The organism is Haladaptatus cibarius D43 (genome assembly GCF_000710615.1).
Classification (GTDB): Archaea; Halobacteriota; Halobacteria; order Halobacteriales; family Haladaptataceae; genus Haladaptatus; species Haladaptatus cibarius.
Map to the genome: position 1 here is coordinate 169,774 of NZ_JDTH01000006.1, position 24,190 is coordinate 193,963.

Genomic DNA, 24,190 nt, shown 5'->3' on the forward strand with positions numbered 1-24,190 from the left:
ATTTTCCATTACCTTAGTGGTTTCGGGGAGGGTGCTGGGAAGGTTTTTGCTGTTCGAAATGGTAACGTACAGCATGGCAGATAATGACACACAACCCGTCGTGGATGTGAGCGAGAGCACCACCGAACCGGATTTCGACAGTCTCACCGGAATCGTCGTGGACGGCTTCATCGGCGCTGTCGGCGGTTTGGTCGGCACTGCGGTCATGACCGCAGTTCTCATGGTCGCGGCAACGCTGAACGCGTTCGATTTGAACTCGTTCACCGTTCTCGCCGAACTCACCGGAACGACAGCGCTGTTCCCGGCAAATCCGGCAGCGATTGGGTATTTGGTTTTCCTCGGCGGCGGTATGATAACGTGGCCGCTCCTGTTCGCCTCCATCGGTTCGTACCTGCCGGGTGAGAAGTACGCGACGAAAGGGATTCCCTACGGATTCGTCCTCTGGACCGGGTTCGCCCTCGCGTTCTACGACGGCTACACCGGCCTCCTGCTCGTGCTGTATCTCGTGTTGACCCTGCTTTCGCACTTCGCCTACGGGTTCGCACTCGGGGCCGTGTTCGATTATCTCTCGAAGCGCCCGACGACGCTGGTCTGACGACGCCACTTCTGTAGCGTCGTCAGCCGTTTACAGTCGCCCACTACCCCTTACTGCCGCCTACAATCCCTCACTGCCGTCTACAACCGCCTACTGCTGTCCACTGTCGTCCGTTTCCTTTGTGGCTACTCCCACGACGATTCGTCGTCCGTTTCACCGCTCTCGTCGGGTGGTTGCATCGACGTCGAGTACACTTCCTGCGGTTCCTGTTTTTCCTCTTGGAACGTTTCGAGCAAGTCTTCGACGTCGTTCCCCGTCCGCATCTGGTACTCCGACAGTATCGAAACGAGACGGTTGATGTCGCTGTTGCTGAGTTCGATTGTGTTCATCATACTCTCAAAACAGAGCTTGCGAGTGAAAGGCCCCATGCCTGAATGAGCAGGGTACACCATTTCACGGTTGCGTGCCGTCGGTTATTTCAACCGATTTGCGCTACTCGTCGTATGGCCATCTGCCACCGAGTTTCAACTCCTCGACGTAGCCCTCGTCGATTTCGTCTCGGATTTGCTCGCGCGATTTGTGCGGAATTTCGCGGTCTTCTTCGGCAACCGCGACGACTACGTTCGAGAGTGCGAGCGCCATCGCCCGCAGGTCCCGGATGTCGAGTTTGTCCAGCGTGTCGGCGTGGGTGTGGCCCCACCCGCGACCGCTTCCGCCCGACCGCGAGTAGGTCATCACGGACGGAACGCCTTCCTGCACGAACGCCCACTGGTCGCCGTGGGGACTGATTCGTTCGTGCGTCGAGAGCGGGAGACGCATCTCGTCTGTTACTTCCTCGAAGGCGTCACCGAGTTCGTCGAAGCCGTTCGTTCCGACGCCGAGATTTCGGGAGTTCCCCGCGCCGTCGATGTTGATGACGCACTTTATCGACTCCAAACCGTGCGTTTCGGCGGCGTGGTACGCCCCGTACAGTCCGATTTCCTCCGACCCGAAGGTGACGAGTCGAACTCGCGTGTCGAGTTCGACCTTCCCCAGCAATCGGCCGATTTCGGCGACGAGCGCACTCCCTGCGCCGTTGTCGTTCGCGCCCTCGCTGACGTCGTGGGCATCGACGTGCGCGGTGACCAGCACTTCTTTTTCCGTGTCCGGGCCGACGACCGCCTCCACGTTTCGGGAGTTCGTCGGTTCGTTTCGACATTCGACGGAAATTGTCGTCTCGCTTCCACTTCCTTCCTCGCCTTCATTGCCTTCCACTGCGTGTTCGCGGAGGAGTCGCGTTCCGACCTCTTTCGAGACGCCGACCGCCGGAATCGGCCCGGGGCGGTTGTGGTAGCCGATTTCCCCCGTCGGGGGAAGACAGCCTTCGACGTGGTTTCGGAAGACGAATCCGGCCGCTCCGGCGTTCGCGGCGCAGACGTACTTCTCCATTCGGTGAATCCATCGACCGTGGTCGTCCGGCGTCTCGCTGGACGCCATCACGATTTTGCCGTCCAAATCGCGTTCCTCGAAATCCTCTGCGAGTCCATAGCCCACGTCCACGAGTTCGCCCGTCGCGTCGCCGCCGGGTGTTCCGGGGAGCGCGATGACTTCGTGGTCGGCGACGAGCGTCTCCTCGCCGACCGAAAGCGAGGACGACCCGCGCCACCAGCCGGGAATTTCGAACTCGTTTATTTCAACGTCTCGCGCACCACCGCGCTCGAAGGCGTCGGCGATGATTTCCGCACCCTCCGCCTCGCCCGTCTGCCCGGCCATTCGATTGCCAACCGAGACGAGCGCTTCGAGGGTGTCCCACGATTCCGTGCTCGTAACGGCGTCGCCGACGACCGAGTTGGGTATCCGTGACATGGTTTCCCGTCCAGCGCGGCAACCAAGAACCCCCGGAACCCGGCACGCCTTACAGCAATCTTCCTGTTTCGCCCACGGTGGGACGGCCAATCGGCGGCCTGCGACGGCGGCCAGACCTGCAGTCGATAACTGAACTACTATCTTCCGGCAGGACGTACAAACCCGCATGGATACCACAGACCAGACTCGCACGGCCCGGCAGGCCGTCGAGCGTCTTGCCGACCCGGTCGTCGCGTTCGACACCGACTGGCAAGTCACCTATCTGAACGACCCGGCCCGCGACATCTTCGGATTCGGTATCGGCGAGCAACTGCCCGAAGCACTGCCGACGACGGCAGTCGAGACGATGCGCGAACGCTGTCAGGCGTCGGTTGCGGATGGCGACTCCCGCTCTTTCTGGCTGTCGCTCGGCGACGCACAGTACGAAGCGACGACGCATCCCGACGAAGACGGGGTAACCCTCGTGTTCCGGGAATGCGACGTGTTGGAGGATGTGGCCGCGGAACTCCAACTGAAAGAGCGCGCCATCAACGAGGCACCGGTCGGCATCACCATCGCCGACGCGCAACTGGACGACGAACCGCTCATCTACATCAACGAGGCGTTCGAGGAGTTGACGGGCTACGATTCCGAAGACATTCTCGGGCAGAACTGCCGATTCCTGCAGGGAGTGGATTCCGACCCCGACGCGGTTGCGGAAATGCGAACCGCAATCGACAACGAGGAACCCGTTTCGGTCGAACTATGCAACTACCGAAAGGACGGCGAGAAGTTCTGGAACCGGGTCGATATTGCGCCGATTCGGGACGACGCGGGCGAGGTCACCCACTACTGCGGGTTCCAAACGGACATCACAGAGCGGAAGAACGCCGAGTTCGCGGCCCGCAGACGGGCAAAAGAGCGCGAACACTTGCTCGAACGAATCGAGGGACTGCTTGGCGACGTGACCAGCGCGGTGGTCGAAGCACCGACCAGAACGGCAATCGAAACGGCCGTCTGCGAGCGCGTGTCGAGCGTCGAACCGTACAACTTCGCGTGGGTTGGCGAGCGAGATATTAGAACCGACAGCGTCGAAGTACGGGCCGTCGCAGGCGACTGCGACCCGAAACCCGAACATCCGCTCGTCATCGACGCGCTCGAAACCGGCAAACTGCAGGTAGACGAACTCGACGTCGAAGGCTGTGAGGCAGTCGCCGCGCTCCCCATCGCCTACGACGATACGGAGTACGGCGTTCTCGTTATCTGCGCGACGGAACAGGATGCCTTCGACGAACGGGAACAGGTCGTCCTTCGGTCACTGGGCCGAGCAATCGCCAGCGCCATCAACGCCCGGGAGACGCGCAGAATCCTCATCGCCGACAGCGTGGTCGAGGCCGAATTTGCCTTCCGGAGCGCCGACCTCTTTTTCGTTGACATCGCAAAACAGACGAATGCGGACATCGAGTATCTGCAATCGACCAACCGGGACGACGGCTCCGTCGTTTCTTTCTTCTCGATTCGCGGTGCGTCCCCCGATGACGTGATTGCCGCCGTCGAGGACAGAGAAAGCGTCACCGAGGCCCGGTTGGTCGCCGAGCGCGATGGAGAAGCCCTCTTCGAGTTCGTCCTCCCGGCGGGAACGCTCGTCTCCACCATGTCGGAGTACGGCGGCAAGACGCAAGCGATTTCGGCGACGCCAGACGATTCCCGCGTCGTCGTCGAGTTCCCGCAAGAGGCGGACGTTCGCGGCCTCGTCGAGCGCCTGAAAAAATCGTATCCCGGAACCGAACTGCTGGCGTACCGCCACCGCGAGCGACCTGCGAAGACGAGACAGGACTTCATCGAAAATCTCACCGAAAAGCTCACCGAACGACAGTTGACCGCGCTCCAAACCGCCTACGTCAGCGGTTTCTTCGACTGGCCGCGGCCCGTCACCGGCGAGGAACTCGCCGAGTCGATGCAAATCTCGCGTTCGACATTCCACGAGCACCTGCGGGCCGCGGAGCGAAAACTCTGTGGCGAGTTCTTCGGCGACGAAGTCGCTTGACCGTCGTTTTCGAGCGAGGGGATTGAAACTCTCCGACCTCGCCCCGCAGAAGGCGGCGAGGTCGAAAACGGAGCGTGAATCGTCGTTACCGAAGCACGTCCCGTTCCGAAAGTTCTGCTTTCTGAACGTCACGGGGGATTGCCGTGGCGAAAATGCGGGAACGAGCACGTTACCCGAGTAAGACGTTCGAAGTGATGTTGTGTTCGTTCGGGTATGCCGGATTCGGTCTCGGAAAACTGTGATTACTGTTTCAGTTTGGGGATCTATTTTCGGTTTTGAAGAGTACCTGTCGGTCACGAGCGAGATATTTCCATTACTCTCATTAAACGTAATTAACGCTAAGCTGGGTTAAAAACGATTCACCACGATACAGGTTTCGAGCGGCGTCGCCGCTACGTGAAATCATGAATCCGACATCGAACACCGTTCGTATCGCGCGTCAACCACAACGAGTAGACCAGCAGGTGGCACGATGACCGCGACGGCAAAACGGTTCCTCGTCGCTGTCGTCGCCGTCCTACTGATCGTCGGAACGAGCAGTCCGTTCGTCGCAGTCGGGAACGCCGACAGCGCAGAGAGCGCATCAACGGCAACCGACCTCTCTCAACTGCAGGACGCACCGAAGCCGGAGTATCTCTCGCAGACCGCGCCGGTAGACGGATTACGCTCGTTCGACGGGCCGCCGAGAATGAGCATTAGCAGTCAACAACTCGGCAATCAGACGACGCAAGCAGGTAACGAGACCACAGTCGGGAACGCGACACAGGGCAACGAAAGCCGACAAGCCGCGGTTCGAGGTGCGCTCCAAGGCGTCGAAGACGCCATGGACGCCGGAGTTGACGTGAGTTCCGCGGAGCGAGAGGCCGCAGTTACCGGAGCAGTTGGTGGTGCGCTCCAAAGCCCGGATGCGAGCACCGAACAACTCGAAGCGTCCGCACAGGGGGCCGCCTTCGGTGCCCTCACCGGCGCGTCAAATGCGAGTGAAAACGCGACTAGCGGAAACTTCACCGACGGAGCTATCGGAACGACGACCACCTCCGACAACGCGAGTTCGGCCTCGCGCGTGGCGCTGAAGCAGAATCAAATAAACCAGAACGTCAACATCAACGTCATCCAGAATGCCGCGTTCGGTGCGGCCGCCGGAGCGATCAACCAGAACGCAAACGTCAATGTCGTTCAAAACGCCGCACAGGGGGCGGCACAAGGTGCGGCGCAGGAAGGAATCAACCAGAACGCGAACGTAAACATCGTTCAGAATGCCGCACTCGGTGCGGCTGACGGTGGTGTTCAAGGGAGCATCGCAAATCAGAATACCAACGTGAACGTCGTCCAGAATGCCGCGCTTGGAGCGGCTTCCGGAGCGATCAATCAGAACGCGAACGTCAACGTCGTCCAGAACGCCGCGTTCGGCGCGAGTGGTGGCGCGGTCTCAGCCGCAAACCAGAACGCCAACGTGAACGTCATCCAGAACGCCGCGCAGGGTGCGGCACAGGGCGCACTTCAGGAGGCAATCAACCAGAACGCCAACGTGAACGTCGTTCAGAATGCCGCGCTCGGTGCGGCCGCAGGAGCAGTTCAGAGCGCCGTCAATCAGAACGTCAACGCAAACGTCGTGCAGAACGCCGCACAGGGTGCGGCCGCTGGGGCGATTAATCAGAACGCCAACGTCAACGTGATTCAGAACGCCGCCCTCGGCGCGGCGAGTGGTGCGGTACAGGCCGCGGCGGTCAACCAGAACGCGAACGTCAACGTCGTCCAGAACGCCGCGCAGGGTGCGGCACAGGGTGGCGTCGAAGCTGGCACTGCGAACCAGAACGTGAACGTTAACGTCATCCAAAATGCCGCACTCGGGGCCGCTGGCGGAGCCATACAAGGTGCAGTCAACCAGAACGTCAATATCAACGTCATCCTCAATGCGGCGCTCGGTGGAGCACAGGGCGCTGTGGAAGGTGCGGTGAACCAGAACGTCAACATCAACGTCATTCTCAACGCCGCCGCCGGTGCGGCGCAGGGTGGTGTGGGCGTCGGGGCGACGAATCAGAACGTCAATATCAACGTCATCCTCAACGCCGCACTCGGCGGAGCACAGGGTGCTGTTCAGGGTGCCGTAAACCAGAACGTCAACATCAACGTCATCCTCAACGCCGCACAGGGCGCGGCGTTGGGCGCTGGACAGGCCGGTGCGGTGAATCAGAACGTCAACATCAACGTCATTCTCAATGCGGCGCTCGGAGCCGCGCAGGGTGGCGTCGGCTCGGCCGCAGTCAACCAGAACGTCAACATCAACGTCATCCTCAATGCGGTGCTGGGCAGTGCCGAGGGTGCTGTCGGTGCGGCCGCGGACAACCCGAACGTGTCACCGCGCGAAGTCCGAGCCGCCGCGGATGGCGGGGCGACCGGTGCGATAGAGACGGCGTCGGTCAATCAGAACGTCAACATCAACGTTATTCAGAACATCGCGGCGAACGGTGCACAGCAGGGAGTCAACGCCGCAGCGACTGGCGCAAGCATCCAAGCGATTCAGAACGCCGCGGAACAAGCCGCAGAGGTCGATGGTGCTGATGGAACGGCAGAAGAGCCACAGCCGACCGAACCGGAGCCTGAGCCAACCGAACCCGAACCGACCGAGCCACAGCCGACCGAACCGGAGCCTGAGCCAACCGAACCCGAACCGGAGCCGACCGAACCAGAACCACAACCGACTGAACCAGCCAACGAATCGGCCTGACCGACTGTCGTCGTCGGTTCAAACCATTCTTTCATTTGCACACGACAACTGCCACGTCCAGTAGGTAGTTCCAAACTGATTTTTCTCGCCCTACGATTCGACCCAAGTGAGGCCTAATTCCGCCGAAGGCGTCTCATAACAATATAGGCAGTCGTGAACGGTTCTGCTATGCCCGGCGTAACTGGTGGTACTGTCAGCAGTCGTGCTCTCGACGAGATGATAGACACGATGGACGACGAATCGTGGTATGGCACTGCCGAACGCTCGACTGGCGACTGGCGAATCGGACTCGTCCATCACGGCGAGCGAGACGCACGCGGATGGACAACGTGGCGAGACGGCGACCGAATCGGCGTTCTTCACGGCGTGATTTCGAATCGCGAAGAACTGGGGTTGACGGCCGACGAAATCTTCGAGCGAGTGCTCGCCGACCCAGACCGCACCCTTCCGAAACTCAGCGGCCCGTTTTTGCTCGCGGTGGCAGATGGAAGTTCTACCATCGTCGCAACCGACAAAATTGGCACGCGACCGTGTTACTATTCGACGGTTCACGGCTTCCTGTTCGGAAGCGAACTGAAATCGCTGGTCACGCAACTCCGCGAACCGCGAGTGGACGAGCGAGCGGTGAGCGACATGCTCCATATGGGCTACGTGTTCGGAAAGAAAACCCTCGTCTCGGACATTCACTCTCTGCGTCCCGCCTCGTACATCCACTACGAGGGCGGCAATCTCCGGACGAAGCGATACTGGGAACCCGACTTCGGCATCGCGCCACAGGAGGGCTACGTCGATGAGGCGGTTCGGCGCTACCGCCGGGTTGTCGGCAACGTTGCAGACACCATCGACGGACGAGCCGGTGTCTGGCTTTCGGGCGGACTCGACAGTAGAACGCTCGCCGCCGCGCTGAAAGATGAAATTGGCTCCGTTCAGACGTTCACTTACGACAACTCCGCGACGCAGGAAGACCGAATCGGTGCGGAGCGCGTCGCCGACTCGCTCGAACTACCCAACCAGTTCCACGACTACTCCGCCGGGGAGTTCGTGAACGCCATCGAACGCGGCGTGGACATCATGGACGGGATGTTGCAGTGGTCGTTTTTCGTCAACCTCGCACCCTCGCTGAACAGCGTTTCCGGGCAGGTTGACGTGCTGTTCGAAGGAAGCAGTCAAGGCGAATTTTTCGGCGACGTGATGTATCGGTCGTATTTGACCGGAAAACAACCTGTTGATGCCCTCTCTGCCCTGAAGAGTCAGCTGCCCCCCGCTGACGTTCAAACCCTCCTCTCCGCGGAAATTTCCCCGAAACAATCGTTGGGCCGTGTGGTCGAACGAAGCACGCAACCCCGGCGAGAACACAGAACCCTCGACGCACTCTGGGAAATCTTCGCGGACTCGCATTTCCGCTCGAATCGCCTCTATCGAAGTCAGGCCGGAACTCGCGTCCCGTTCGCAGACGGCGAGTTCATGAACCACGTCGCGCGAATGCCATACAATCGGTACCGAATCGGGTCGATTCCCGGCACTCGCGGCACGGTTCCGTCCGCCGTCGCGCCGCTCAAACTCGAAGTTGCCCGTCGAGTCGCTGGCCCTGCCGCAAAAGTCCCGTACAATCGGACGAAGCGCCCGCCCACCTCGCCTCTCACACTTCACGCCGCGGGATTCGTCGCGGACAACGTGAAAAAGCGAGTGCTCGGTCAAACCACGTCGCAGATGGGAACGTGGTACCGAACGAACAACGACATGCGAGCCTTCATCGACGACCTCCTCGACGATGCGTGTGCCCGTGACATCTTCGATTCGGACGGGGTGCGTGACCTCCAACGCGAGCATCTCGACGAGCGCGGTGACTATATCAAACCGATTTCGGCGCTGACGACTGTCGAACTCTGGTTACAGAAGCACCTCGACGCACTCCGTCCGTCCGCGGGCCAGCGCGTTCCAGTTCGATAGCGAGAATATATTTAAACTATTTATTATAAATCGAATCAAAGTAGGAAGTTTCAATCACAGCCGATTTGACCATTCTACTGCATGGCAGGCGGCATATCGGCACGCCAACTCCCTCAAGCATGGTCACAAACGATATTAAATATATAGATGTAGATACTCACTGAATTTTGATATTTATTGAGTTTCGAACTATTTGTTGCCGTTTCTCTACTTTTCAGTTCGTCTGACAAAATTTTATAAACCTTGGGGCAACAGTGGGAGACAGGCTGGTCACGAGTGGACCGACGAACAAACGACAAACAGACAAACGAAACATCCGAAAACCGCCGGAACACACTCATCCTTCCCGCACTGGGCACCTGCTGGCTGGCGTTTCTCGGCTACTCCGAGCTGTACGGCGGCGGGGCGAACGTAGATTTCGTCGCCATGACGCTCGGTGCAGGATTGATGGTTGCTGGCACGATCCGGTTCCTTCGCACGACCGATTCCGTGGAGAGAACACCGGAAGAACAAGGCAGATAGGGCACGTACATCGCCCGATGAACGTCGGGGTATTCCTCCTCATCGAACTTCTCGTCGCAGTCGTACTCCTTTCAGTCGGTGGCGTCCTCGTCCACCGCTGTCGGGCGTCCGGCGAGTGGCAACCGCGAGGATTACAAGACGCGGAACGTGACGCCGGAATCGACGAGGAGTGGCGCTAATCGCGCCGATTATTCGCGCCACTGCCCGTGGAGCTCGGTGTTGTGCGCTCGCTCGTCCGGGTCGTTGATAATCGAAACCATTCCCGCCCGGTCGAGGGCGTACTGTCGAGCATCGTTTCGCGTGGCGAGCGATCGAGTTCTGAGTTCGGCGAGGAGGCTCTGAATCTGTTCGACGGACGCCGTCACACTTGCTTCGATTTCGTGAACCGTCATCGGGCCGTCCGCCGCGAGTGTGGCGATAACGTCCCACGTATGGTCGTCGTTACAAAGTGATTCCCGCCGCGCCGCGTCGATGCGAACCACAACGGGGTCTGCGTTCGCCAGTTCCACGAGCGATGCGGTGTCCGACACTGATTGCTGTGAAACGGCTTTGCCGAGTTCGTAGCCGCGCTGACGAAGTCGTTTTCGGTACGCTTCGACGGAATCTTCGCCCTCGGATGGTTCAACACCGGGAGATTCGACGGTGTCGGCGGACGAGGTCGATTCCCCGACCTCGTCCGCTGTTGCGGTTTTCTCGGGGTGCTTGGATTGCTCGATTTCTTCAGGTTTCCCTGGTTGTTCGATTCTTTCTGATTTTTTGGTTTTCTCGATTCCTTCGGTTTCCTCACTCGCCTCGAACGCGTTCAGGTCGGTCTGCTCGTTCTCCAACTCGACGACCTGCGCTTCGAGTTCGCGGATTCGCTCGTCTTTCTCACGGAGTTGCTGTCCGAAATCCTCCGGGCCGCCAACCTCCCCGTGGGCGAGTGCGTTGGCCATTTTCCGCGCGGCGGCGGACACGTCGCGCGCGGTTTGAAGCTCGTCCTCCAGCGACGCGATTCGTTCTTGCTTGCGCTCCAGTTGGCTTTCGAGTTCCGCAACCCGATTGTGTTCTTGCTCCTGAAGTTCCGTGATGTCCTCCAAGTCGCCCATCAGTGCGTCGCTGACCGATTTCAGTTCGGGGCGCTCGAAGTCATCGAGTCCGGGGGTTGCCCCCGCGTCGAAGGTTTGTTTTCGGTTGAACTGTACGCGACGAATCCCGCCGTCTGTCCAGTCCGTCTGGACGAATCCCTCCCCTGCGTTGAGGTCTGGAACCGCGTCACCGTACTCGTCGCCGACGATTCGGCTGACGACTTTCGTGTCGTTTTCCCACGTCAGCCGATGCCAGACGAGCCAGTTCGCCTGCGTGATAAAGTCCTTCTTCACGTCGGCGGGGCGCTGGCTGATGCCCATCACGCCCAGTCCGTGTTTTCGCCCGCGCTTGCCGACCTTGATGAGCATCTTTCCGGTTTCGCCCATGCCGCCGCCTTCCGGGATGTATTCGTGGCACTCCTCGACCACCAGCAAGAACGGCTTTTTCAGCTTCTTTTCCTTGGCGAACAGATGTCGCGCCGTTTCACGGATGAGTTCGTCGGCCTCGTCCTCGTCCAGATAGCCGGACACGTCCACGATGACCGGGACGTTCTGTTCGAGCGCAAGCGAGGCGATTTTCTCGGCGTGTTCGGCCCCGACTTGGATGTCACACTCCTCGTCCGCGCCAGCGTGGAGCAGTTCGTACTCCTCTTTTAAGCCGTAGTACTCCCCGTCAGCGTCGATGATGGCGACCGGATAGCCTGCGTCCAGCAGTTTTTCAACGATGACCGACGCGGTGTTCGACTTCCCCGACCCGGATTTTCCGGTGACGAACCCGCGCCCCGTCAGGATTTCGACAACGGGAATCGAAACCTCGGTGTCGTCGGCGACGAGGTTGCCCACCGGCAGTTGTTGTTCGTTGTCCATCTTCTTGGTGCTGGATTCGACAGAGATTCCTTGAATTTTTGCATCACGCTTCGAACTGCTGACCATTGGTGACTTGGTTGGCTGGTTGGATGGGTGATCGGCGAATTGCTCTGGTTCCGCTTTCGAATATAACCGTTCGTTTCTCCCAGACGTGCTCGAAATCCCGACATTACAATCCGCGACACCGCCACAATCGCTTTGCTGTCAGCCCTCGAACCGCCGGACAATGAATTTCCATGTCGATGCCGAAACTGTTGAGCGGAGGCAAGAGCGAACTGGGGGAAGCACAACGTGACCCGTGTCGCCGTCGTCGGGGCAGGTGTCGCAGGACTCGGCGTCGCCTACGCGCTTCGAGATTCGGCAACGGTCACCCTGTTCGAGCGATGCGAGCGCGTCGGCGGCCGCGCCGCCACGCGCGAGCAAGCCGACTGCGTCTACGACACGGGCGCGAACTACGTGAAAAGCGAGGAGGAACGTGTTTCTCGCGTTATCCGAGAACTCTCGGATGGATTGGTCGATGTCGAAGAACCGGTTTGGACGTTCGACGCGGGCGAGACGATTTCGGAGGGACGTGACGAAGATACGGAGAAATGGACGTACCGAAACGGAATCGGAACGCTCGGTCAGCGACTACTGAATGTGAGTGATGCAACTGTTCGAACCAATACGCGGATTGTTGGGATTCAAAAGAACGAAGACGACGGATGGTACGTCGAAGACGGTGGCGGGAACGAGCATGGGCCATACGACGAACTCGTGTTGACACCGCCAGCGCCGCTTACTGCATCTCTGCTAGAGTTTGCGGAGTGGGGCGACGACGAAACCCGACGGGAACTCCGCGAACATATCGGCCACGTTCCGTACCGAACGATTCTCTCTGTCGTGCTTCACTATCCCTTCGAAATCGACCGGCCCTACTACGCGCTGGTAAACACGGACAAGGAACACGAAATCGGCTGGCTGGCGCGCGAGTCCTGCAAATCGGGTCACGTTCCGGACGGCGAGAGCCTGCTGGTCGTCCAGATGGCTCCCGACTGGTCGGCAAAACAGTACGACCACGAGAATTCGGAAATCGTTGCGGCGGCGGCAGACCACGTCGCGGACTTGCTTTCCGACCACTCGCTTTCTGCTCCGGACTGGTTCGACGTGATTCGCTGGCGCGATGCGCTCCCGGATTCGGGTGCCGATGCGGACGTTCTTCGGAGGGCAACGGAAGTGAACCTCTATTTCGCTGGCGACTGGGTCGCAGGAGATGGTCGAGTGCACCACGCGCTGGGGAGTGGACTCGACGTTGGCGAACGAATCCGCGAGGAATAGTCGCAATTACACCGCCGCGTCGGAGTCCGAAGGCTCTTCGAGCGGCATCGCTTCCTCGTAATACTGCTCGTACAATGATTCGGCCCACGTTCGAACGTCGGGGTTTGTCGTGTCTGCAAAAATGCGGAGCACACCGGTATCGTCGTAGCCACCGATACCGATTCTGTCGTCGAACATCACCAGTCCAAACGGCAGTTGCTCGTGAACGAGCAAGTCGAGGTTTCCAATTTCGATGGCGTGAGACGTTGCTTCGCGGTGGTCGGTGAACAGTTGGTCGATGACGGTCGGAAGATAGATGATTTCGGTCTGCATGCCGTCGAAGATGTTTTCGCGGATTTCGTCCACGTACATCGGGGCGATTGTCGTGGTGTCGAACCCGCGGAGAGTTTCCGAATCGCGGAGAAGCGAGACGAATCGACGGACTGGACGGTACGGGTCACCCGGTTCCTGCACCGTTATCGTCGCGTCGGTGAACAGTTCGACGTTGATGCCGGTTCCGTCAAGCGCTGGCAAGAGTGGTTCCAATCGAGTCGCCAACTCGACGGTATCTTGTAGTTCACCGACTTCGGTTGCAACGATTCGACCCAACGGCGTGAGTTCGTAGTTTCCATCGACGCGACGAACGAGCGACTTCTCGGTCAGGTCGCGTACGATTCGGTGCGTCGTCGTCCGCGACACGCCGATGTCCGCTTGCAGTTCCGACCGCGCCAGTGGGTGCTCGCTAAGCGCCCGCAGGGTATTCGCTCGCTTGACGGCAGTGACCACGATCTCTGAATCACTACTGGTCATTACGTTCATTACTCATCCCTATGGTATAGTGTTTCACACCCCGAAAACTGTTTCACGGGGTGGAAACGGTTCGTTTTTCGAAATCGTTCCGCGTTTCGGGAAAATATCATTGGATAATTATATACAATATTCGTTCCATTTCATGCCATGGCTGTCGAACCAAAAACGACGACCGAAGTACCGGAATCAACTAGCTCGAAAACCGGAACCGGGTTGGACGAGAATCTCGCCGGGGCGCTCGCATATCTCTTGGGTCCGCTTACCGGCATCCTCTTTTTCGTCCTCGAAAGCGAAAACGAGTTCGTGAAATTCCACTCGGCACAGAGTATCGCGTTCGGAGTTGGACTGTTCTTCGTTTACGTGGCGATGACGTTCGTGCAGTTCGCACTCATCTTCGTTCCTAGAGTGGGTGGTTTGTTCTCGCTCATGTTCTCGTTCGCCTACCTCGTTGTCGGGTTCGTCGCGTTCCTCGGGTGGTTGTTCCTGATGTACAAGGCCTACTCGGGCGACGCGTACCACATGCCAGTGTTCGGGAACGTCGCGGACAGAATCGCGTAAAATGGCTCGAACGGCAACGATTTTCGCCATCGTTCTCGCTGTCGTTTTTGCCGGGTGCGCAGGATTCGGCCCCAGTGTCCCGAATGCCGAGGATATGAATGCAGGCGACGGTGCAGGTGATGAAGTAGGAAGTGGCAACGGAGACGGTGCGAACGACGACGAAACGACTGACAACAGCTTTCAACCGTTCCGGTTCGACCGGCCCGGAACGTACACCTTCGACGTAATGGACGCGAACGAAGGAACCGGGAAACTCGTCTGGGACGTACAAGCCATCGACGGCGAAAACGTCACCTTGAACAGCATCTTCGAATTTGGCGGAGAGAGACACGAATCGTCCATGACCGTCAACCGCGACGACGCAATCATCGACCTCGCATTCGTTCCCGGCGGGCAGTATGCCGTCCAGACGATGTACGCGGGCGCGATGAGCAGTGCCTACGGCAAAGACCTCCGGGTCGGCCAATCGTGGAGTTTCACGACGCAGGACGGAACGATGACTTACGAAGTGACCGAAAAGCGAACCTACGCTGGAATCGAGTGTTACTACTCGGAAGTCCGAATCGACGGTTCGGTTGTCAGAGACGGATGCTACTCACCCGACCACGGCGTCGCGCCGTACTCCGCGTACTACGACGAGAGCGGAAAAGCGGTGTTGGAAGTGAAACTCGTGGAGTACGAAGCGAACTAACAGTTTCACTTTCACTCCGCTCTGGTGAACTATTTAGTTGTCACCTTCGAACCGGCGGACATGGGACTGATGCGACGACTCGGAGTAGGTTCGGAGTCGGAATCGGATTCGAACGACCCATACGAATGTCGAGGGTGTGAAACCTCGTTCACGGTTCGGTATCAAGTCTGCCCCGAATGCGGTGGCTATACCATCGAACGGGACGACTGGGACTAACGAACGACCAGTTCGTCGTCCGGTCGAACGACGTCTGCAACACCTGCTGGAAACTCCACCACGCTGTCCCCCCTCCCACGCGCGAACCCCGTCCACGGATTCAAACGGGCAACTCGCGTTACCTGTCCGTTTTCGGTCCATACCACGTCAAGCGCCAGCGGCGTGAATAGCGTCGAAGCACGGCGTTCCGCGACCGAATCGAACTCGAATACGAGCGCACAGTCCTCGCGCCGAAAGAGACGAAACAGTCCTCTCATCCGCGAACCGAGCGAATCCATTCGGTCTGTCCGCGAGGAAAGCGTCCGCTCGACTCCGTCTCGTCGCCGAATGACGTGCATAGGGCGGCTATCGGTTCGTTACCCCTCGAACGTTTCGCCGCCGTCGTGAAAATCGGCGAAAATAATAGTAGGCCCTCGACGCGAGACGTTCGTTTTCGGGTCGCTATCGCACTCCGGGTCGTCGCTATGCGTTTTCCTGTCGGTAGTTCCGCCCCAGAAAGAGCGTTATGAGGTGAAAGGATAGTAGTCCGACAAATAACGGAAGAACCTTCGCACCGAGTCCATCGAAAATCAATGGGATGTAGAACAGCGGAAGGATAACTGAAAGCCAAAAGCTTGCGATTTGGACGGGAGCGGCAACGAACTGGTGGCTGACTGCGGTAGCGATTTCGACCAACGACATAAAAAATTCTACGATATTCGGTATGAATACTATTGACCGGTTAAACGGTTCTAACTAGCTGTTAAGTTCGTTGTTAAGTGGGCGCGGAGCCACGGTGTTCGATGGTAAATACGACGAATGCTCATCTGTACTTCGTCCCCTGTTTTCGACCTTCGAATCGTAGAATCGCATGACTGCGGCGTGTAAGACGAACAAAAAAGGCGATGAGATTGTTCCCCGCTTGCCTTTTCACCTCGTGCGTATGACTACAACCGGTTTTTCGTCTGACAGGGCTTTATGATTTTTCAGGGTGTATGTGTGACGAACACGAATCACGTGTTTCGAAGGTGTCCCCAATGAGTAAATCGAACACATCCCAACCGGGAGCACCCCCGGCGACGTACCACACGACTCACGACTGGACAGACGCGGAATCACTCAGTACGACAGTCATGACGGCGATTGCGGAAGCGATGGACGAAGATCCGACGGAAATCGGCCCGCTCTACGACCAGTTCGATCCGGACGCCTTGGACGGACTGTTTGCCCCGCGACGGGGGGGAAAAATCCGGACGGACAGTCACGTCGGATTCACGTTCGAGGAGTACTACATCTTCATCCAAAGCGACGGCCTCATCGCGGTTCATCCACCCGAAGAAGGAACGTAGATTTTTATCCCTCCCGGCCCCACGAAACGACAGATGCGATGATTCAGCTACCGATACGGCGATGTTCCGCCTGCGGCTATCTCGGCCCAGTCGGACGGTTCGTGGACGAGGAACGGAAACTGACGTGTCCCCGATGCGGCACCGAACTGAGTGGGACGTTCGACCCGCGACTAGCATGACAGGGACGACGCTCACCGCCGCAATCGAAGAATACCTCTCCAGCATCGAGGCCGGAAACTACCGCACCAACGCCGGTTCCGCGCTCACGCAGTGGTCTGAGTGGCTCGCACAGGAACGAGCCGTAACCCAACTGGACGGCGTGGAAGTCATCGACTGCCGTCGGTACGCCCGCCACCTCAAACGACAGGTGCGCGAGGACGAACTGAAATCCTCGACTGCCCACACCTACTACGCCTACGTTCGGGCGTTTCTCGGGTTCTGCGAGGCCGACGAACTCCTCTCTCGGAATCCCGCCGCCGTCTCGCGGGCGCAGGCCGAACTGCCGGAGAACACCGCCGACGCGAACCGCCAGTTCTGGTCGGAACGCGACAGAAAAGCCATCCTCGCGTTCATGGACAAACGAGTAGAGCAGGCGTTGGAGGCGGATGGCGAGGGCGATGGTAATGGAATTTCGCGCGAACGCGCCTACCGCGACCGGGCACTCGTTCGGTTACTTGCACTGTCAGGCGTCCGGGGCGCGGAAGTGTTCCGCGCCCCGGCGGACGACAAGCGACCCGGAATCACGTGGCGAGACGTGGACATCGAAGGTGGGTCGCTTCGCGTGTTCGGCAAATCCCGAGAGTACGAATACGCACAACTGCCGAAAAAAGCCGGAGAGGCGTTGGAGCGCTATCACCGGGTTTTCGACCCACCGACACCACGGTTTCCGGTGTTTCCGACCGACCACGCGCCGTCGAAATATCGCGCCGTCCGCGAGCAGTTAGCGGGCGACTACACCGAGAGCCAAATCGAAACCATCCTCGACGAAAACGACATCGACGACGTGGTGCGCGAGTACGAAATCGCCATTCCCGCGATTTCGACCCGCGGCGCGCGCAACCTGATGAAACGCCTCTGCGAGGCGGCCGGACTGGATATCGACGGCGAATATCTGAAACCCCACGGAGCGCGCCGCGGACTCGGCCATCAGTTGTACAGCGAAGGCCACGCGGAACTGGCCCAATCCGCGCTCCGCCACGCCTCGATTGCGACGACACACGAAAGCTATTCGAACATTCGTGCGAGCGAGACGGCGGAGCGCGTGGACGACGTACTGGACGATTCGTGACGTTCTGTAGACTCCAACCTTCTCCACCGACATCCACATCTTCGTCCCTAACAGTGCAGGGTATATTTGTTTATGACGTCCACCGCTAGCGAGGGGTATGAGTCACTGTGAATGGCACGACAAACCGGCGCAACTCGACGCGGTATTCCACGTGCTTTCGAGCGCCTATCGGCGACGAATCCTGTTCGAACTGGACGCGGGACGCCTCCGCGTTTCGGAGGTGTCCCGCCGATTAGAGGCGGAGTACGGCGATGACCGTGACCGAATCGAACTGGCAGTGCGCACTATCCACCTGCCGAAACTCGCCGATTTCGAGTTTATCGAGTGGCACAGCGATTCCGACGAAATTCGACGGGGAGCGCGATTCGAGGAAGTCCGTCCGGTTCTCGACGGACTCGACTGACGCGACGTGGTGGTGAGAATGCGATTCGAAATCGAAGATTCGAATCGCATACCAACAACCCCTTTTTCCCGCACCACCGATTTCGACTCATGCGACTTCGCCGGACGCCCCTCCTCGTCTTCGCCTCCCTCGTTTCTGTAGTCCTCTTCGCGGGCGTTGCAACCGCCCACGGCGTCACCACGCGGTTCGACGCGCCGATTCCGCTCACCTTGCTGTTCGGCGGAGCGGGGGCCACCGTCGCGCTCACGGCGCTCTTTCTCTCCGCTACGGTCGAGCGCACGCCAACCGGAATGCACCGGGTTTCCGTGTTCTCCCCCGACACGGTTGCCGCCCTTCGACTCGTGGCCCGAGTACTGTTTCTCGCGGTTTTTCTGTTCGTTCTCGCCGTCGGTTCGGTCGGCCCGGCGAACGCGCGAGACAATCCTGCGACCCTGTTTACGTGGTCGATTTGGCTGAAAGGCGTCGGCCTGCTCGCGGTGCTGTTCGGCAGTCCGTGGCGGACGCTCGCACCGTGGCGGACGATTTACGACGGTCTGTCCACGGTCGAGGGGAAGGAGTTGGCGCTGTTCGACTATCCCGACTGGCTCGGCGATTGGCCCGCTCTCGTCGGCTTTCTCGCCCTCGTCGGTGTCGCGGAGAACGTGACTCGGATTCCGGATTCACCGCGACTGACCGCCGTGCTTCTGGCGGCCTACGCACTCATCATGCTGTTCGGCGGCGTGCTGTTCGGAACGACGTGGTTCGAGCGCGCCGACTCATTAGCGGTTCTCTACCGACTGTTCGGACGAGTTGCGCCCCTCAAAGTCGGCGGAAACGGAATCGACCTTCGCCCGCCGTGGCGTGGCTGTCTCCCTCCCGTTCAGTCGCTCTCGGTTTCGGCATTCGTCGTGGCGAGCGTCTACACCGTCAGCTTCGACGGCTTTACGGAGACACCCGAATATCAGACGATTCTCTTCTCGGCGCGAGACGCCACTGGACTCGGCTCTGTCGTCTCGGTGCCGCTGTATCTCGGCGGGTTTCTGGCGTTTCTCGCCGTCTTCGCGTTCGTGGCGATATTGACTCAGCGAATTTCGGGAGATGCAAAACGCGGGCAAACCCACGAATCGTGGCGCGAAATGGCCCTCGCGCTTGCGCCGACCGTCGTCCCCATCGCGGTGGCCTACGAAGTGGCGCACAACTACCCCTTCGTCCTCCAGCAGTTGTCGCGTCTGTTGACGGTTCTCGGGGGGACGGAAATCGAACTACTGGGTTGGCTCTCGCTTCCGGCGTTCTGGGCCTCGCAGGTGCTACTCATCGTTTTGGGACATCTCGTCGCGGTCGTCGCGGCGCACTACGTCGCGCTGGAGCGCACGAACCGCACCGCTCGCGTCGGTCGAACCCATCTTCCGCTGACCGCGTTGATGGTCGGTTACACCGTCCTCTCGCTGTGGATAATTTCGCGTCCGGTTGCGACCTGAGTCTGGTCTGAGTCTAGTCGATTGTATTCAGTGGTGATTTCGACGGACGTACCAGAACTCCTTTTCTCGCGTGGTCGCTAGAGTCACCCAATGAGCGACTCGACGCGCGGAATCCCCCGACGCGAGTTCATGAAGGCCGCGGTCGCCATCGGCGGGTCGGCGGCGCTGTCGGCCTGCCTCGACCGGGGCGGTGGAATGCCCGACGTGGAGCAAGGGCCGGACGACCTCTCTTCCCTTCCGGAGCGCCAGCACGCGTGGAATCAGTTTCTGGCGACGGACGACCACGACAACGATGTTGCCCCTCGGCATCAAGTGCTCCTCTTTCTGAACTACGCTGGAGGGGACAACGGAACCCCAAGCCAATCCGAGCGCGAAACCGTCGAATCCGCGTTCAAGAATCTCGAACGCGCCTACAAGCGAAGCCACGACGGACTGCTATTTTCGGTCGGCTACTCCCCATCGTACTTCGCCCGGTTCGGTGCCGAGGACGTGCTGCCGAAACCGAAAGCCCTCGCGTCCTTCGAAGACCCCAAGCTAGACGAACAGGACGCCGTCGTCCACCTCGCCAGCGACCACGCGGAACTCGTGCTGGCCGTCGAAGAAGCCCTACTCGGCAATCGGGACGAGTTGAACGGCGTTTCCGTGACGGGCCTCGCGGACGTGTTCGAGAAAGCAAATCGCCGAACCGGATTCGTCGGTGACGGCCTCCCTGCCGAGCATCAGGACGTAAACGGAATTCCCGATTCGGAGCCAGTTCCGGAGGACTCTCCGCTTTACATGGGGTTCAAATCCGGCTTCCGGAAGAATCAGGCCAACGAGGACAGCGTGACGATTCAGGACGGCCCGTTTGCCGGTGGTACCACACAGCACGTCTCCAACATCAGCCTCCACCTCGACCAGTGGTACGAACAGGACAGTCGTGACCAGCGCGTTGCGAAAATGTTTTGTCCGGTTCACGCAGAAGAGGGCCGCGTCGAGGGCGCGGGCGACAACCTCGGCGATTCCAGCGGGATGGGAGACGACTGCATCGGACAGGTCGAAGAACACGCCCGAAAGCGAGGGATGGTCGGCCACTCCCAGAAATCCGCTTCCGCCCGGAAAGACGACTCGCCGCTCATCCTCCGCCGGGATTTCGATTCGACTGATGGCGGCAAGGCGGGCCTGCATTTCGTCGCGGTTCAGCGTTCGATTTCGGATTTCGAGGAGACGCGAGAAGCCATGAACGGCGACGACCTCGCCGAGAATTCGTCGGTCGGCCAGCGCGTCAACAACGGCATTTTGCAGTACATGACCGTGGAGCGCCGGGGGAACTTTTTGGTGCCACCGCGCTCGCGTCGGTCGCTTCCGAATCCGAACCAGTGAGATGGGTTCGCTTCCGTTTGTATTTCGAGTTCTGCGGTTCTGATGTTTGGATTCTAGCTGTCGTGTGGTTCTGTCTTTGGACGAGGAGGAACTTGGCAATTCTTGAAGCTAGCTACTACCGACCCCAATGAAAACCACCACCGTACCGCAACTGCCCACGTGCCTCTCCGACCGATTCCCGCCACTCCTTTCAGTCGTTCTGGTCATCCACCGTCGGAGTTCGTCTCCGACGAGCCGTTCGCTCGCTCCGGAAGAGTACAGCACTTCCGTGCTCTCGTTCGCTCCGCTGTCACTCACGAGAACTCCTGCGTCGCTCACGAAGACCGCGCGCGGATACTGCGCAAGCCCTCAGACGACAAGTCCCGGGCTTGCCAACGCACGCGCCATAGGGTTTGCGTCCATCCGAAAGTTCCGAATTTGCCGTGTGGCGCGCGCTGGCGAGACGGTGAGGACACATCGTCCGAACCGTCTCAACGAAGCGCGCGAGGGATGAGTGAGCGAGCGTAAGCGAGGGAACGAATCGGTTGGGGAGGGTGTGGCCCGAGGTTGCGGTGCGGTGGCGGTCATTTGTTGTCGGCAACAGTCTACGAACACCGGAAAACAATCATATGAAACTGAAAAGATACCACCGACAAAGTTCTGCGGATACAACACAGCCATCATGTACGAACACACGCCTTTTCGAGGGATGTACCAGAACCCCTTTTCAGAGTCGATGACAAATCCCATCCAATGAATCGTCGCAGGTTTTTGCAGACTGCGGGCCTCACGAGCGCGACTGCGCTCGCGGGATGTTCCGGACTGTTTGAAACGGACACGACACCGACCGAACCACCGTTGATCGAAGACCGGCCGGACGCGGTGTACTATCCGACCCACTCCGAAGGGATGGAGATGGCCGGGATGGCAAAACAGGGACGCTGGCGACTCGGACTGATGTACTCGTTCCCACACCGCTTCTGGCTGATGGGCGGCGGAACCTCCCAACAGCAGGAAAAAGTAACCATCGAGAACGGCGACGACGTGCATCTGATGGCGACCGTTTGGGACGCGGAAACGATGACGGTACTTCCGGCCGGAGATGTCCGCGTCGAACTGTCGAAGGACGATTGGAGCGACACCAGAACGATGTGGCCGATGCTCTCCCAGAACATGGGCTTTCACTTCGGCGACAACATGGGGTTGGACGGTGACGGCACCTACACCGCCGACGTGCAGGTGAGCGGACTGGGCATCCGTCGAACCGGCACGCTGGCGGGGCAGTTCGGTTCCGCGGTGACGCTCTCAACGGAGTTCGAGATAACACAGGAGAAAATAGACGGCGTATCGTTCGAGGAGTACGACCAGAAGAAAGGGTCGCAGGGCGCGTTGCCCATGATGGAAATGGACATGATGCCGATGAGTACGGTGCCGTCACAGAACGACCTGCCGGGGCAGTTCATCGGAGAACAGCGAAGCGGGGATGCGAAGTTCCTCGCAACCGCCGTGGACGACACCGAAATGACCGAGGACACCTACCTTGCTGTCTCGCCGCGGACACCATACCGGAGCTATCCGATTCCAATGATGTCGCTCTCGGCGACGGTTAGCCGGGGCAGTGAATCCGTCTTCGACGGCACGCTGAAACCGACGCTCGACCCCGAGATGGGCTACCACTACGGCGCGAACGTTTCCGGTATCGAATCGGGCGACGAACTGGTCGTGTCCGTCGATTCGGTGCCACAGGTGTCCCGGCACGAGGGATATGAAACCGCGTTCCTGCAGATGCCGGAGATGACGTTCTCGGTCTGATTGACTGTCCGTTTCCTGCTGACGTTCTCGACCCTCCCCACACAGTTCCTTTCACAGCGCCAGTTCGCGGTGTCGCCACTAGTTGTCAAATTTATTTTAGAACAAAACAGCGTTACAGAAACAGTCGCGAAAAACGAGATTTAGGCGACTGCACGGCGGTCTTCCTCGGATTCGAGCAGTTCCTGATAGCGGTTGCGAATCGTGACTTCGCTCACGCTGGCCACGTCGCTCACTTCGGACTGGGTGACCTTCTCGTTGGTGAGCAGGGAACCGGCGTACACCGCCGCGGCGGCGAGTCCGACCGGCGATTTGCCGCTGTGGACGCCCTGTTTCTTTGCGGTTTCGAGCAGGTCGTGCGCTCGGCGCTCGGATTCGTCGCTCACGTCGAGGTCGGAGGCGAACCGCGTCACGTAGCTCTGTGGGTCTGCGGGCTGAATTTCGAGGCCGAGTTCGCGCACGATGTAGCGGTAGGTGCGTTTGAACTCCATCGCCTCGATTCGACTGACGCTCGCCACCTCGTCGAGACTGCGCGGGACGCCGGACTGGCGGGCCGCCGCGTACAGCGAGGCGGTTGCCACGCCTTCGATGGAACGACCCGGAAGGAGGTCTTCGTCAAGGGCACGGCGGTAGATGACGCTTGCCGTCTCCCGGACGTTCTTCGGCAGTCCGAGCGCGGACGCCATCCGGTCGATTTCGCCGAGCGCTTGCTTGAGGTTTCGTTCCTTGCTGTCGCGGGTTCGGAACCGTTCGTTCCACGTCCGCAGTCGCTGCATCTTCTCGCGCTGGCGGGAGCCGAGGGTGTTGCCGTAGGCGTCTTTGTCCTGCCAGCCGATGTTGGTCGAAAGCCCCTTGTCGTGCATCATTTTGGTCGTCGGTGCACCGACACGGGATTTTTCGTCTTTCTCCGTGGCGTCGAACGCGCGCCATTCCGGGCCGCGGTCTACGTTGTCCTCGTCTACAACGAGGCCACATTCGGCACAGACGGTTTCGCCGTGGCCCTCGTCGTTGACGAGGTTCCCACCACATTCGGGGCAGATGTTTTCCTGCTCCTGTTCGTCCTCGCTCTCGCGCTCTTGGTCGTGGGTCGCTACGCCGGACTCGTCGTAGCGTTGGATTCTGGTTGAAGTCATGGTTGGTGCGTTGGCGGAGGCTCCCGGCAGGGTAAATCCTGAAAAAACCCGGAAGCTTACTTCCTAACTATCGGTTAGGACGAAACATACTTAACTGTTTCGGTGTATGGTGCGATATTCACTGTACCGTATTTCGAGTTAATGAAGGCTGTACCTCGCGTTAATCGCAGTTTGAACGCCTAACATTCCACGAAACGTGCATCGAAACGGACAAAAATCTATCGGTCACGGACTGACGGTTGTTGTTTCGACTGCTGAGTTGCTGTCAATTGTGTCCTCGCTATCGGGTCGAAAATGGGTGCATACGATGATTGTTCTCA

General features: G+C 59.4%; 24 protein-coding genes. 17 read left to right on the forward strand and 7 right to left on the reverse strand.

Going from position 1 to position 24,190, the window contains the following annotated elements; all coding sequences use genetic code 11:
- Positions 1–73: 73 nt before the first annotated feature.
- Positions 74–595 carry a DUF6789 family protein gene (locus tag HL45_RS16695; protein ID WP_049972326.1) on the forward strand — a complete coding sequence of 174 codons (522 nt, stop codon included), beginning with the start codon at positions 74–76 and terminating at the stop codon, positions 593–595.
- 125 nt (positions 596–720) lie between these two features.
- Here the strand turns inward: HL45_RS16695 and HL45_RS16700 are convergent, their stop codons facing one another.
- Together HL45_RS16700 and HL45_RS16705 are read right to left on the reverse strand one after the other, a co-directional pair.
- Complete coding sequence (locus HL45_RS16700) at positions 721–927, reverse strand: hypothetical protein (RefSeq protein ID WP_049972327.1); 207 nt, start codon at positions 925–927, stop codon at positions 721–723.
- Positions 928–1,027: 100 nt separating this feature from the next.
- Complete coding sequence (locus HL45_RS16705) at positions 1,028–2,380, reverse strand: M28 family peptidase (protein ID WP_049972328.1); 1,353 nt, start codon at positions 2,378–2,380, stop codon at positions 1,028–1,030.
- 166 nt (positions 2,381–2,546) lie between these two features.
- Between HL45_RS16705 and HL45_RS16710 the strand changes: the two genes are divergently transcribed.
- From HL45_RS16710 to HL45_RS21315, 5 genes are all read left to right on the forward strand, one after another.
- On the forward strand, positions 2,547–4,406 hold the full coding sequence (locus tag HL45_RS16710; RefSeq protein ID WP_049972329.1) for a bacterio-opsin activator domain-containing protein: 1,860 nt from the start codon (positions 2,547–2,549) through the stop codon (positions 4,404–4,406).
- A 472-nt stretch (positions 4,407–4,878) separates the two neighbouring features.
- Positions 4,879–7,134 carry a beta strand repeat-containing protein gene (locus tag HL45_RS21440; RefSeq protein WP_049972330.1) on the forward strand — a complete coding sequence of 752 codons (2,256 nt, stop codon included), beginning with the start codon at positions 4,879–4,881 and terminating at the stop codon, positions 7,132–7,134.
- 168 nt (positions 7,135–7,302) lie between these two features.
- Complete coding sequence (locus tag HL45_RS16720) at positions 7,303–9,084, forward strand: asparagine synthase-related protein (RefSeq protein ID WP_049972331.1); 1,782 nt, start codon at positions 7,303–7,305, stop codon at positions 9,082–9,084.
- Positions 9,085–9,360: 276 nt separating this feature from the next.
- Positions 9,361–9,606 carry a hypothetical protein gene (locus HL45_RS16725; protein WP_144240110.1) on the forward strand — a complete coding sequence of 82 codons (246 nt, stop codon included), beginning with the start codon at positions 9,361–9,363 and terminating at the stop codon, positions 9,604–9,606.
- A gap of 17 nt (positions 9,607–9,623) precedes the next feature.
- Complete coding sequence (locus tag HL45_RS21315) at positions 9,624–9,785, forward strand: hypothetical protein (RefSeq protein ID WP_162833892.1); 162 nt, start codon at positions 9,624–9,626, stop codon at positions 9,783–9,785.
- Between the two features lie 9 nt (positions 9,786–9,794).
- Here the strand turns inward: HL45_RS21315 and HL45_RS16730 are convergent, their stop codons facing one another.
- Positions 9,795–11,540 (reverse strand): helicase HerA domain-containing protein, encoded by a 1,746-nt coding sequence (locus tag HL45_RS16730; protein WP_049972477.1) that lies wholly within the window; start codon positions 11,538–11,540, stop codon positions 9,795–9,797.
- 291 nt (positions 11,541–11,831) lie between these two features.
- On the opposite strand from HL45_RS16730, the gene HL45_RS16735 reads away from it, so the two are divergent.
- The gene (locus HL45_RS16735) at positions 11,832–12,857 is read left to right on the forward strand and encodes an NAD(P)/FAD-dependent oxidoreductase (protein WP_049972333.1); all 1,026 of its coding nucleotides are present in this window, start codon (positions 11,832–11,834) and stop codon (positions 12,855–12,857) included.
- A 6-nt stretch (positions 12,858–12,863) separates the two neighbouring features.
- On the opposite strand, the gene HL45_RS16740 is transcribed toward HL45_RS16735, so the two are convergent.
- Positions 12,864–13,646: a helix-turn-helix transcriptional regulator gene (locus tag HL45_RS16740; RefSeq protein ID WP_049972478.1), complete on the reverse strand. Its 783-nt coding sequence runs from the start codon at positions 13,644–13,646 to the stop codon at positions 12,864–12,866.
- Between the two features lie 147 nt (positions 13,647–13,793).
- Here HL45_RS16740 and HL45_RS16745 point away from each other — a divergent pair, with 147 nt between their 5' ends.
- Genes HL45_RS16745 through HL45_RS20525 form a run of 3 tightly spaced genes read left to right on the forward strand, consistent with a single transcriptional unit; the run spans position 13,794 to position 15,111 of the window.
- Positions 13,794–14,204 (forward strand): DUF4870 domain-containing protein, encoded by a 411-nt coding sequence (locus HL45_RS16745; RefSeq protein ID WP_049972334.1) that lies wholly within the window; start codon positions 13,794–13,796, stop codon positions 14,202–14,204.
- A 1-nt stretch (position 14,205) separates the two neighbouring features.
- On the forward strand, positions 14,206–14,895 hold the full coding sequence (locus HL45_RS16750) for a hypothetical protein (RefSeq protein WP_049972335.1): 690 nt from the start codon (positions 14,206–14,208) through the stop codon (positions 14,893–14,895).
- 24 nt (positions 14,896–14,919) lie between these two features.
- A complete protein-coding gene (locus HL45_RS20525) occupies positions 14,920–15,111 on the forward strand; it encodes an FmdB family zinc ribbon protein (RefSeq protein WP_158413710.1) in 192 nt (63 codons plus the stop codon).
- Here HL45_RS20525 and HL45_RS16755 read toward each other — a convergent pair.
- Positions 15,108–15,449 (reverse strand): DUF192 domain-containing protein, encoded by a 342-nt coding sequence (locus HL45_RS16755; protein ID WP_049972336.1) that lies wholly within the window; start codon positions 15,447–15,449, stop codon positions 15,108–15,110. The genes HL45_RS20525 and HL45_RS16755 overlap by 4 nt on opposite strands.
- Positions 15,450–15,573: 124 nt before the next feature.
- Positions 15,574–15,792 (reverse strand): hypothetical protein, encoded by a 219-nt coding sequence (locus HL45_RS16760; protein WP_049972337.1) that lies wholly within the window; start codon positions 15,790–15,792, stop codon positions 15,574–15,576.
- Between the two features lie 335 nt (positions 15,793–16,127).
- Here HL45_RS16760 and HL45_RS16765 point away from each other — a divergent pair, with 335 nt between their 5' ends.
- The 7 genes from HL45_RS16765 (at position 16,128) to HL45_RS16790 (ending at position 22,740) form a co-directional block, all read left to right on the forward strand.
- Entirely contained in the window at positions 16,128–16,439 is a 312-nt protein-coding gene (locus tag HL45_RS16765; protein ID WP_144240112.1) for a HalOD1 output domain-containing protein, read from the forward strand.
- A 38-nt stretch (positions 16,440–16,477) separates the two neighbouring features.
- Positions 16,478–16,618, forward strand: a complete 141-nt coding sequence (locus HL45_RS20915; RefSeq protein ID WP_158413711.1) for a hypothetical protein — start codon at positions 16,478–16,480, stop codon at positions 16,616–16,618.
- Positions 16,615–17,727, forward strand: a complete 1,113-nt coding sequence (locus tag HL45_RS16770; protein ID WP_049972339.1) for a tyrosine-type recombinase/integrase — start codon at positions 16,615–16,617, stop codon at positions 17,725–17,727. The genes HL45_RS20915 and HL45_RS16770 overlap by 4 nt, the downstream gene beginning before the upstream one ends.
- Before the next feature lie 97 nt (positions 17,728–17,824).
- Positions 17,825–18,130, forward strand: coding sequence for a DUF7344 domain-containing protein (locus tag HL45_RS16775; RefSeq protein ID WP_049972340.1), 306 nt, complete (start codon positions 17,825–17,827; stop codon positions 18,128–18,130).
- Positions 18,131–18,219: 89 nt separating this feature from the next.
- Positions 18,220–19,587 carry a hypothetical protein gene (locus tag HL45_RS16780; RefSeq protein WP_049972341.1) on the forward strand — a complete coding sequence of 456 codons (1,368 nt, stop codon included), beginning with the start codon at positions 18,220–18,222 and terminating at the stop codon, positions 19,585–19,587.
- 90 nt (positions 19,588–19,677) lie between these two features.
- The gene (locus HL45_RS16785; protein ID WP_049972342.1) at positions 19,678–20,949 is read left to right on the forward strand and encodes a DUF7405 family protein; all 1,272 of its coding nucleotides are present in this window, start codon (positions 19,678–19,680) and stop codon (positions 20,947–20,949) included.
- Between the two features lie 732 nt (positions 20,950–21,681).
- Complete coding sequence (locus tag HL45_RS16790; RefSeq protein WP_049972343.1) at positions 21,682–22,740, forward strand: DUF7350 domain-containing protein; 1,059 nt, start codon at positions 21,682–21,684, stop codon at positions 22,738–22,740.
- A 140-nt stretch (positions 22,741–22,880) separates the two neighbouring features.
- Here HL45_RS16790 and HL45_RS16795 read toward each other — a convergent pair whose 3' ends face one another.
- Positions 22,881–23,870, reverse strand: coding sequence for a transcription initiation factor IIB (locus tag HL45_RS16795; protein ID WP_049972344.1), 990 nt, complete (start codon positions 23,868–23,870; stop codon positions 22,881–22,883).
- Positions 23,871–24,190 lie beyond the last annotated feature (320 nt).

What these genes read in the sequence shown, in the direction of transcription:
- HL45_RS16760 (WP_049972337.1), bottom strand. Translation starts at nt 15,792, where the DNA reads ATGTCGTTGGTCGAAATCGCTACCGCAGTCAGCCACCAGTTCGTTGCC.
- HL45_RS16780 (WP_049972341.1), top strand. Translation starts at nt 18,220, where the DNA reads ATGCGACTTCGCCGGACGCCCCTCCTCGTCTTCGCCTCCCTCGTTTCT.
- HL45_RS16730 (WP_049972477.1), bottom strand. Translation starts at nt 11,540, where the DNA reads ATGGACAACGAACAACAACTGCCGGTGGGCAACCTCGTCGCCGACGAC.
- HL45_RS16790 (WP_049972343.1), top strand. Translation starts at nt 21,682, where the DNA reads ATGAATCGTCGCAGGTTTTTGCAGACTGCGGGCCTCACGAGCGCGACT.
- HL45_RS16775 (WP_049972340.1), top strand. Translation starts at nt 17,825, where the DNA reads ATGAGTCACTGTGAATGGCACGACAAACCGGCGCAACTCGACGCGGTA.
- HL45_RS16795 (WP_049972344.1), bottom strand. Translation starts at nt 23,870, where the DNA reads ATGACTTCAACCAGAATCCAACGCTACGACGAGTCCGGCGTAGCGACC.
- HL45_RS16700 (WP_049972327.1), bottom strand. Translation starts at nt 927, where the DNA reads ATGATGAACACAATCGAACTCAGCAACAGCGACATCAACCGTCTCGTT.
- HL45_RS16745 (WP_049972334.1), top strand. Translation starts at nt 13,794, where the DNA reads ATGGCTGTCGAACCAAAAACGACGACCGAAGTACCGGAATCAACTAGC.
- HL45_RS16770 (WP_049972339.1), top strand. Translation starts at nt 16,615, where the DNA reads ATGACAGGGACGACGCTCACCGCCGCAATCGAAGAATACCTCTCCAGC.
- HL45_RS16750 (WP_049972335.1), top strand. Translation starts at nt 14,206, where the DNA reads ATGGCTCGAACGGCAACGATTTTCGCCATCGTTCTCGCTGTCGTTTTT.
- HL45_RS21315 (WP_162833892.1), top strand. Translation starts at nt 9,624, where the DNA reads ATGAACGTCGGGGTATTCCTCCTCATCGAACTTCTCGTCGCAGTCGTA.
- HL45_RS16695 (WP_049972326.1), top strand. Translation starts at nt 74, where the DNA reads ATGGCAGATAATGACACACAACCCGTCGTGGATGTGAGCGAGAGCACC.
- HL45_RS16720 (WP_049972331.1), top strand. Translation starts at nt 7,303, where the DNA reads ATGCCCGGCGTAACTGGTGGTACTGTCAGCAGTCGTGCTCTCGACGAG.
- HL45_RS16710 (WP_049972329.1), top strand. Translation starts at nt 2,547, where the DNA reads ATGGATACCACAGACCAGACTCGCACGGCCCGGCAGGCCGTCGAGCGT.
- HL45_RS16755 (WP_049972336.1), bottom strand. Translation starts at nt 15,449, where the DNA reads ATGCACGTCATTCGGCGACGAGACGGAGTCGAGCGGACGCTTTCCTCG.
- HL45_RS16765 (WP_144240112.1), top strand. Translation starts at nt 16,128, where the DNA reads ATGAGTAAATCGAACACATCCCAACCGGGAGCACCCCCGGCGACGTAC.
- HL45_RS21440 (WP_049972330.1), top strand. Translation starts at nt 4,879, where the DNA reads ATGACCGCGACGGCAAAACGGTTCCTCGTCGCTGTCGTCGCCGTCCTA.
- HL45_RS16785 (WP_049972342.1), top strand. Translation starts at nt 19,678, where the DNA reads ATGAGCGACTCGACGCGCGGAATCCCCCGACGCGAGTTCATGAAGGCC.
- HL45_RS20915 (WP_158413711.1), top strand. Translation starts at nt 16,478, where the DNA reads ATGATTCAGCTACCGATACGGCGATGTTCCGCCTGCGGCTATCTCGGC.
- HL45_RS16740 (WP_049972478.1), bottom strand. Translation starts at nt 13,646, where the DNA reads ATGACCAGTAGTGATTCAGAGATCGTGGTCACTGCCGTCAAGCGAGCG.
- HL45_RS16705 (WP_049972328.1), bottom strand. Translation starts at nt 2,380, where the DNA reads ATGTCACGGATACCCAACTCGGTCGTCGGCGACGCCGTTACGAGCACG.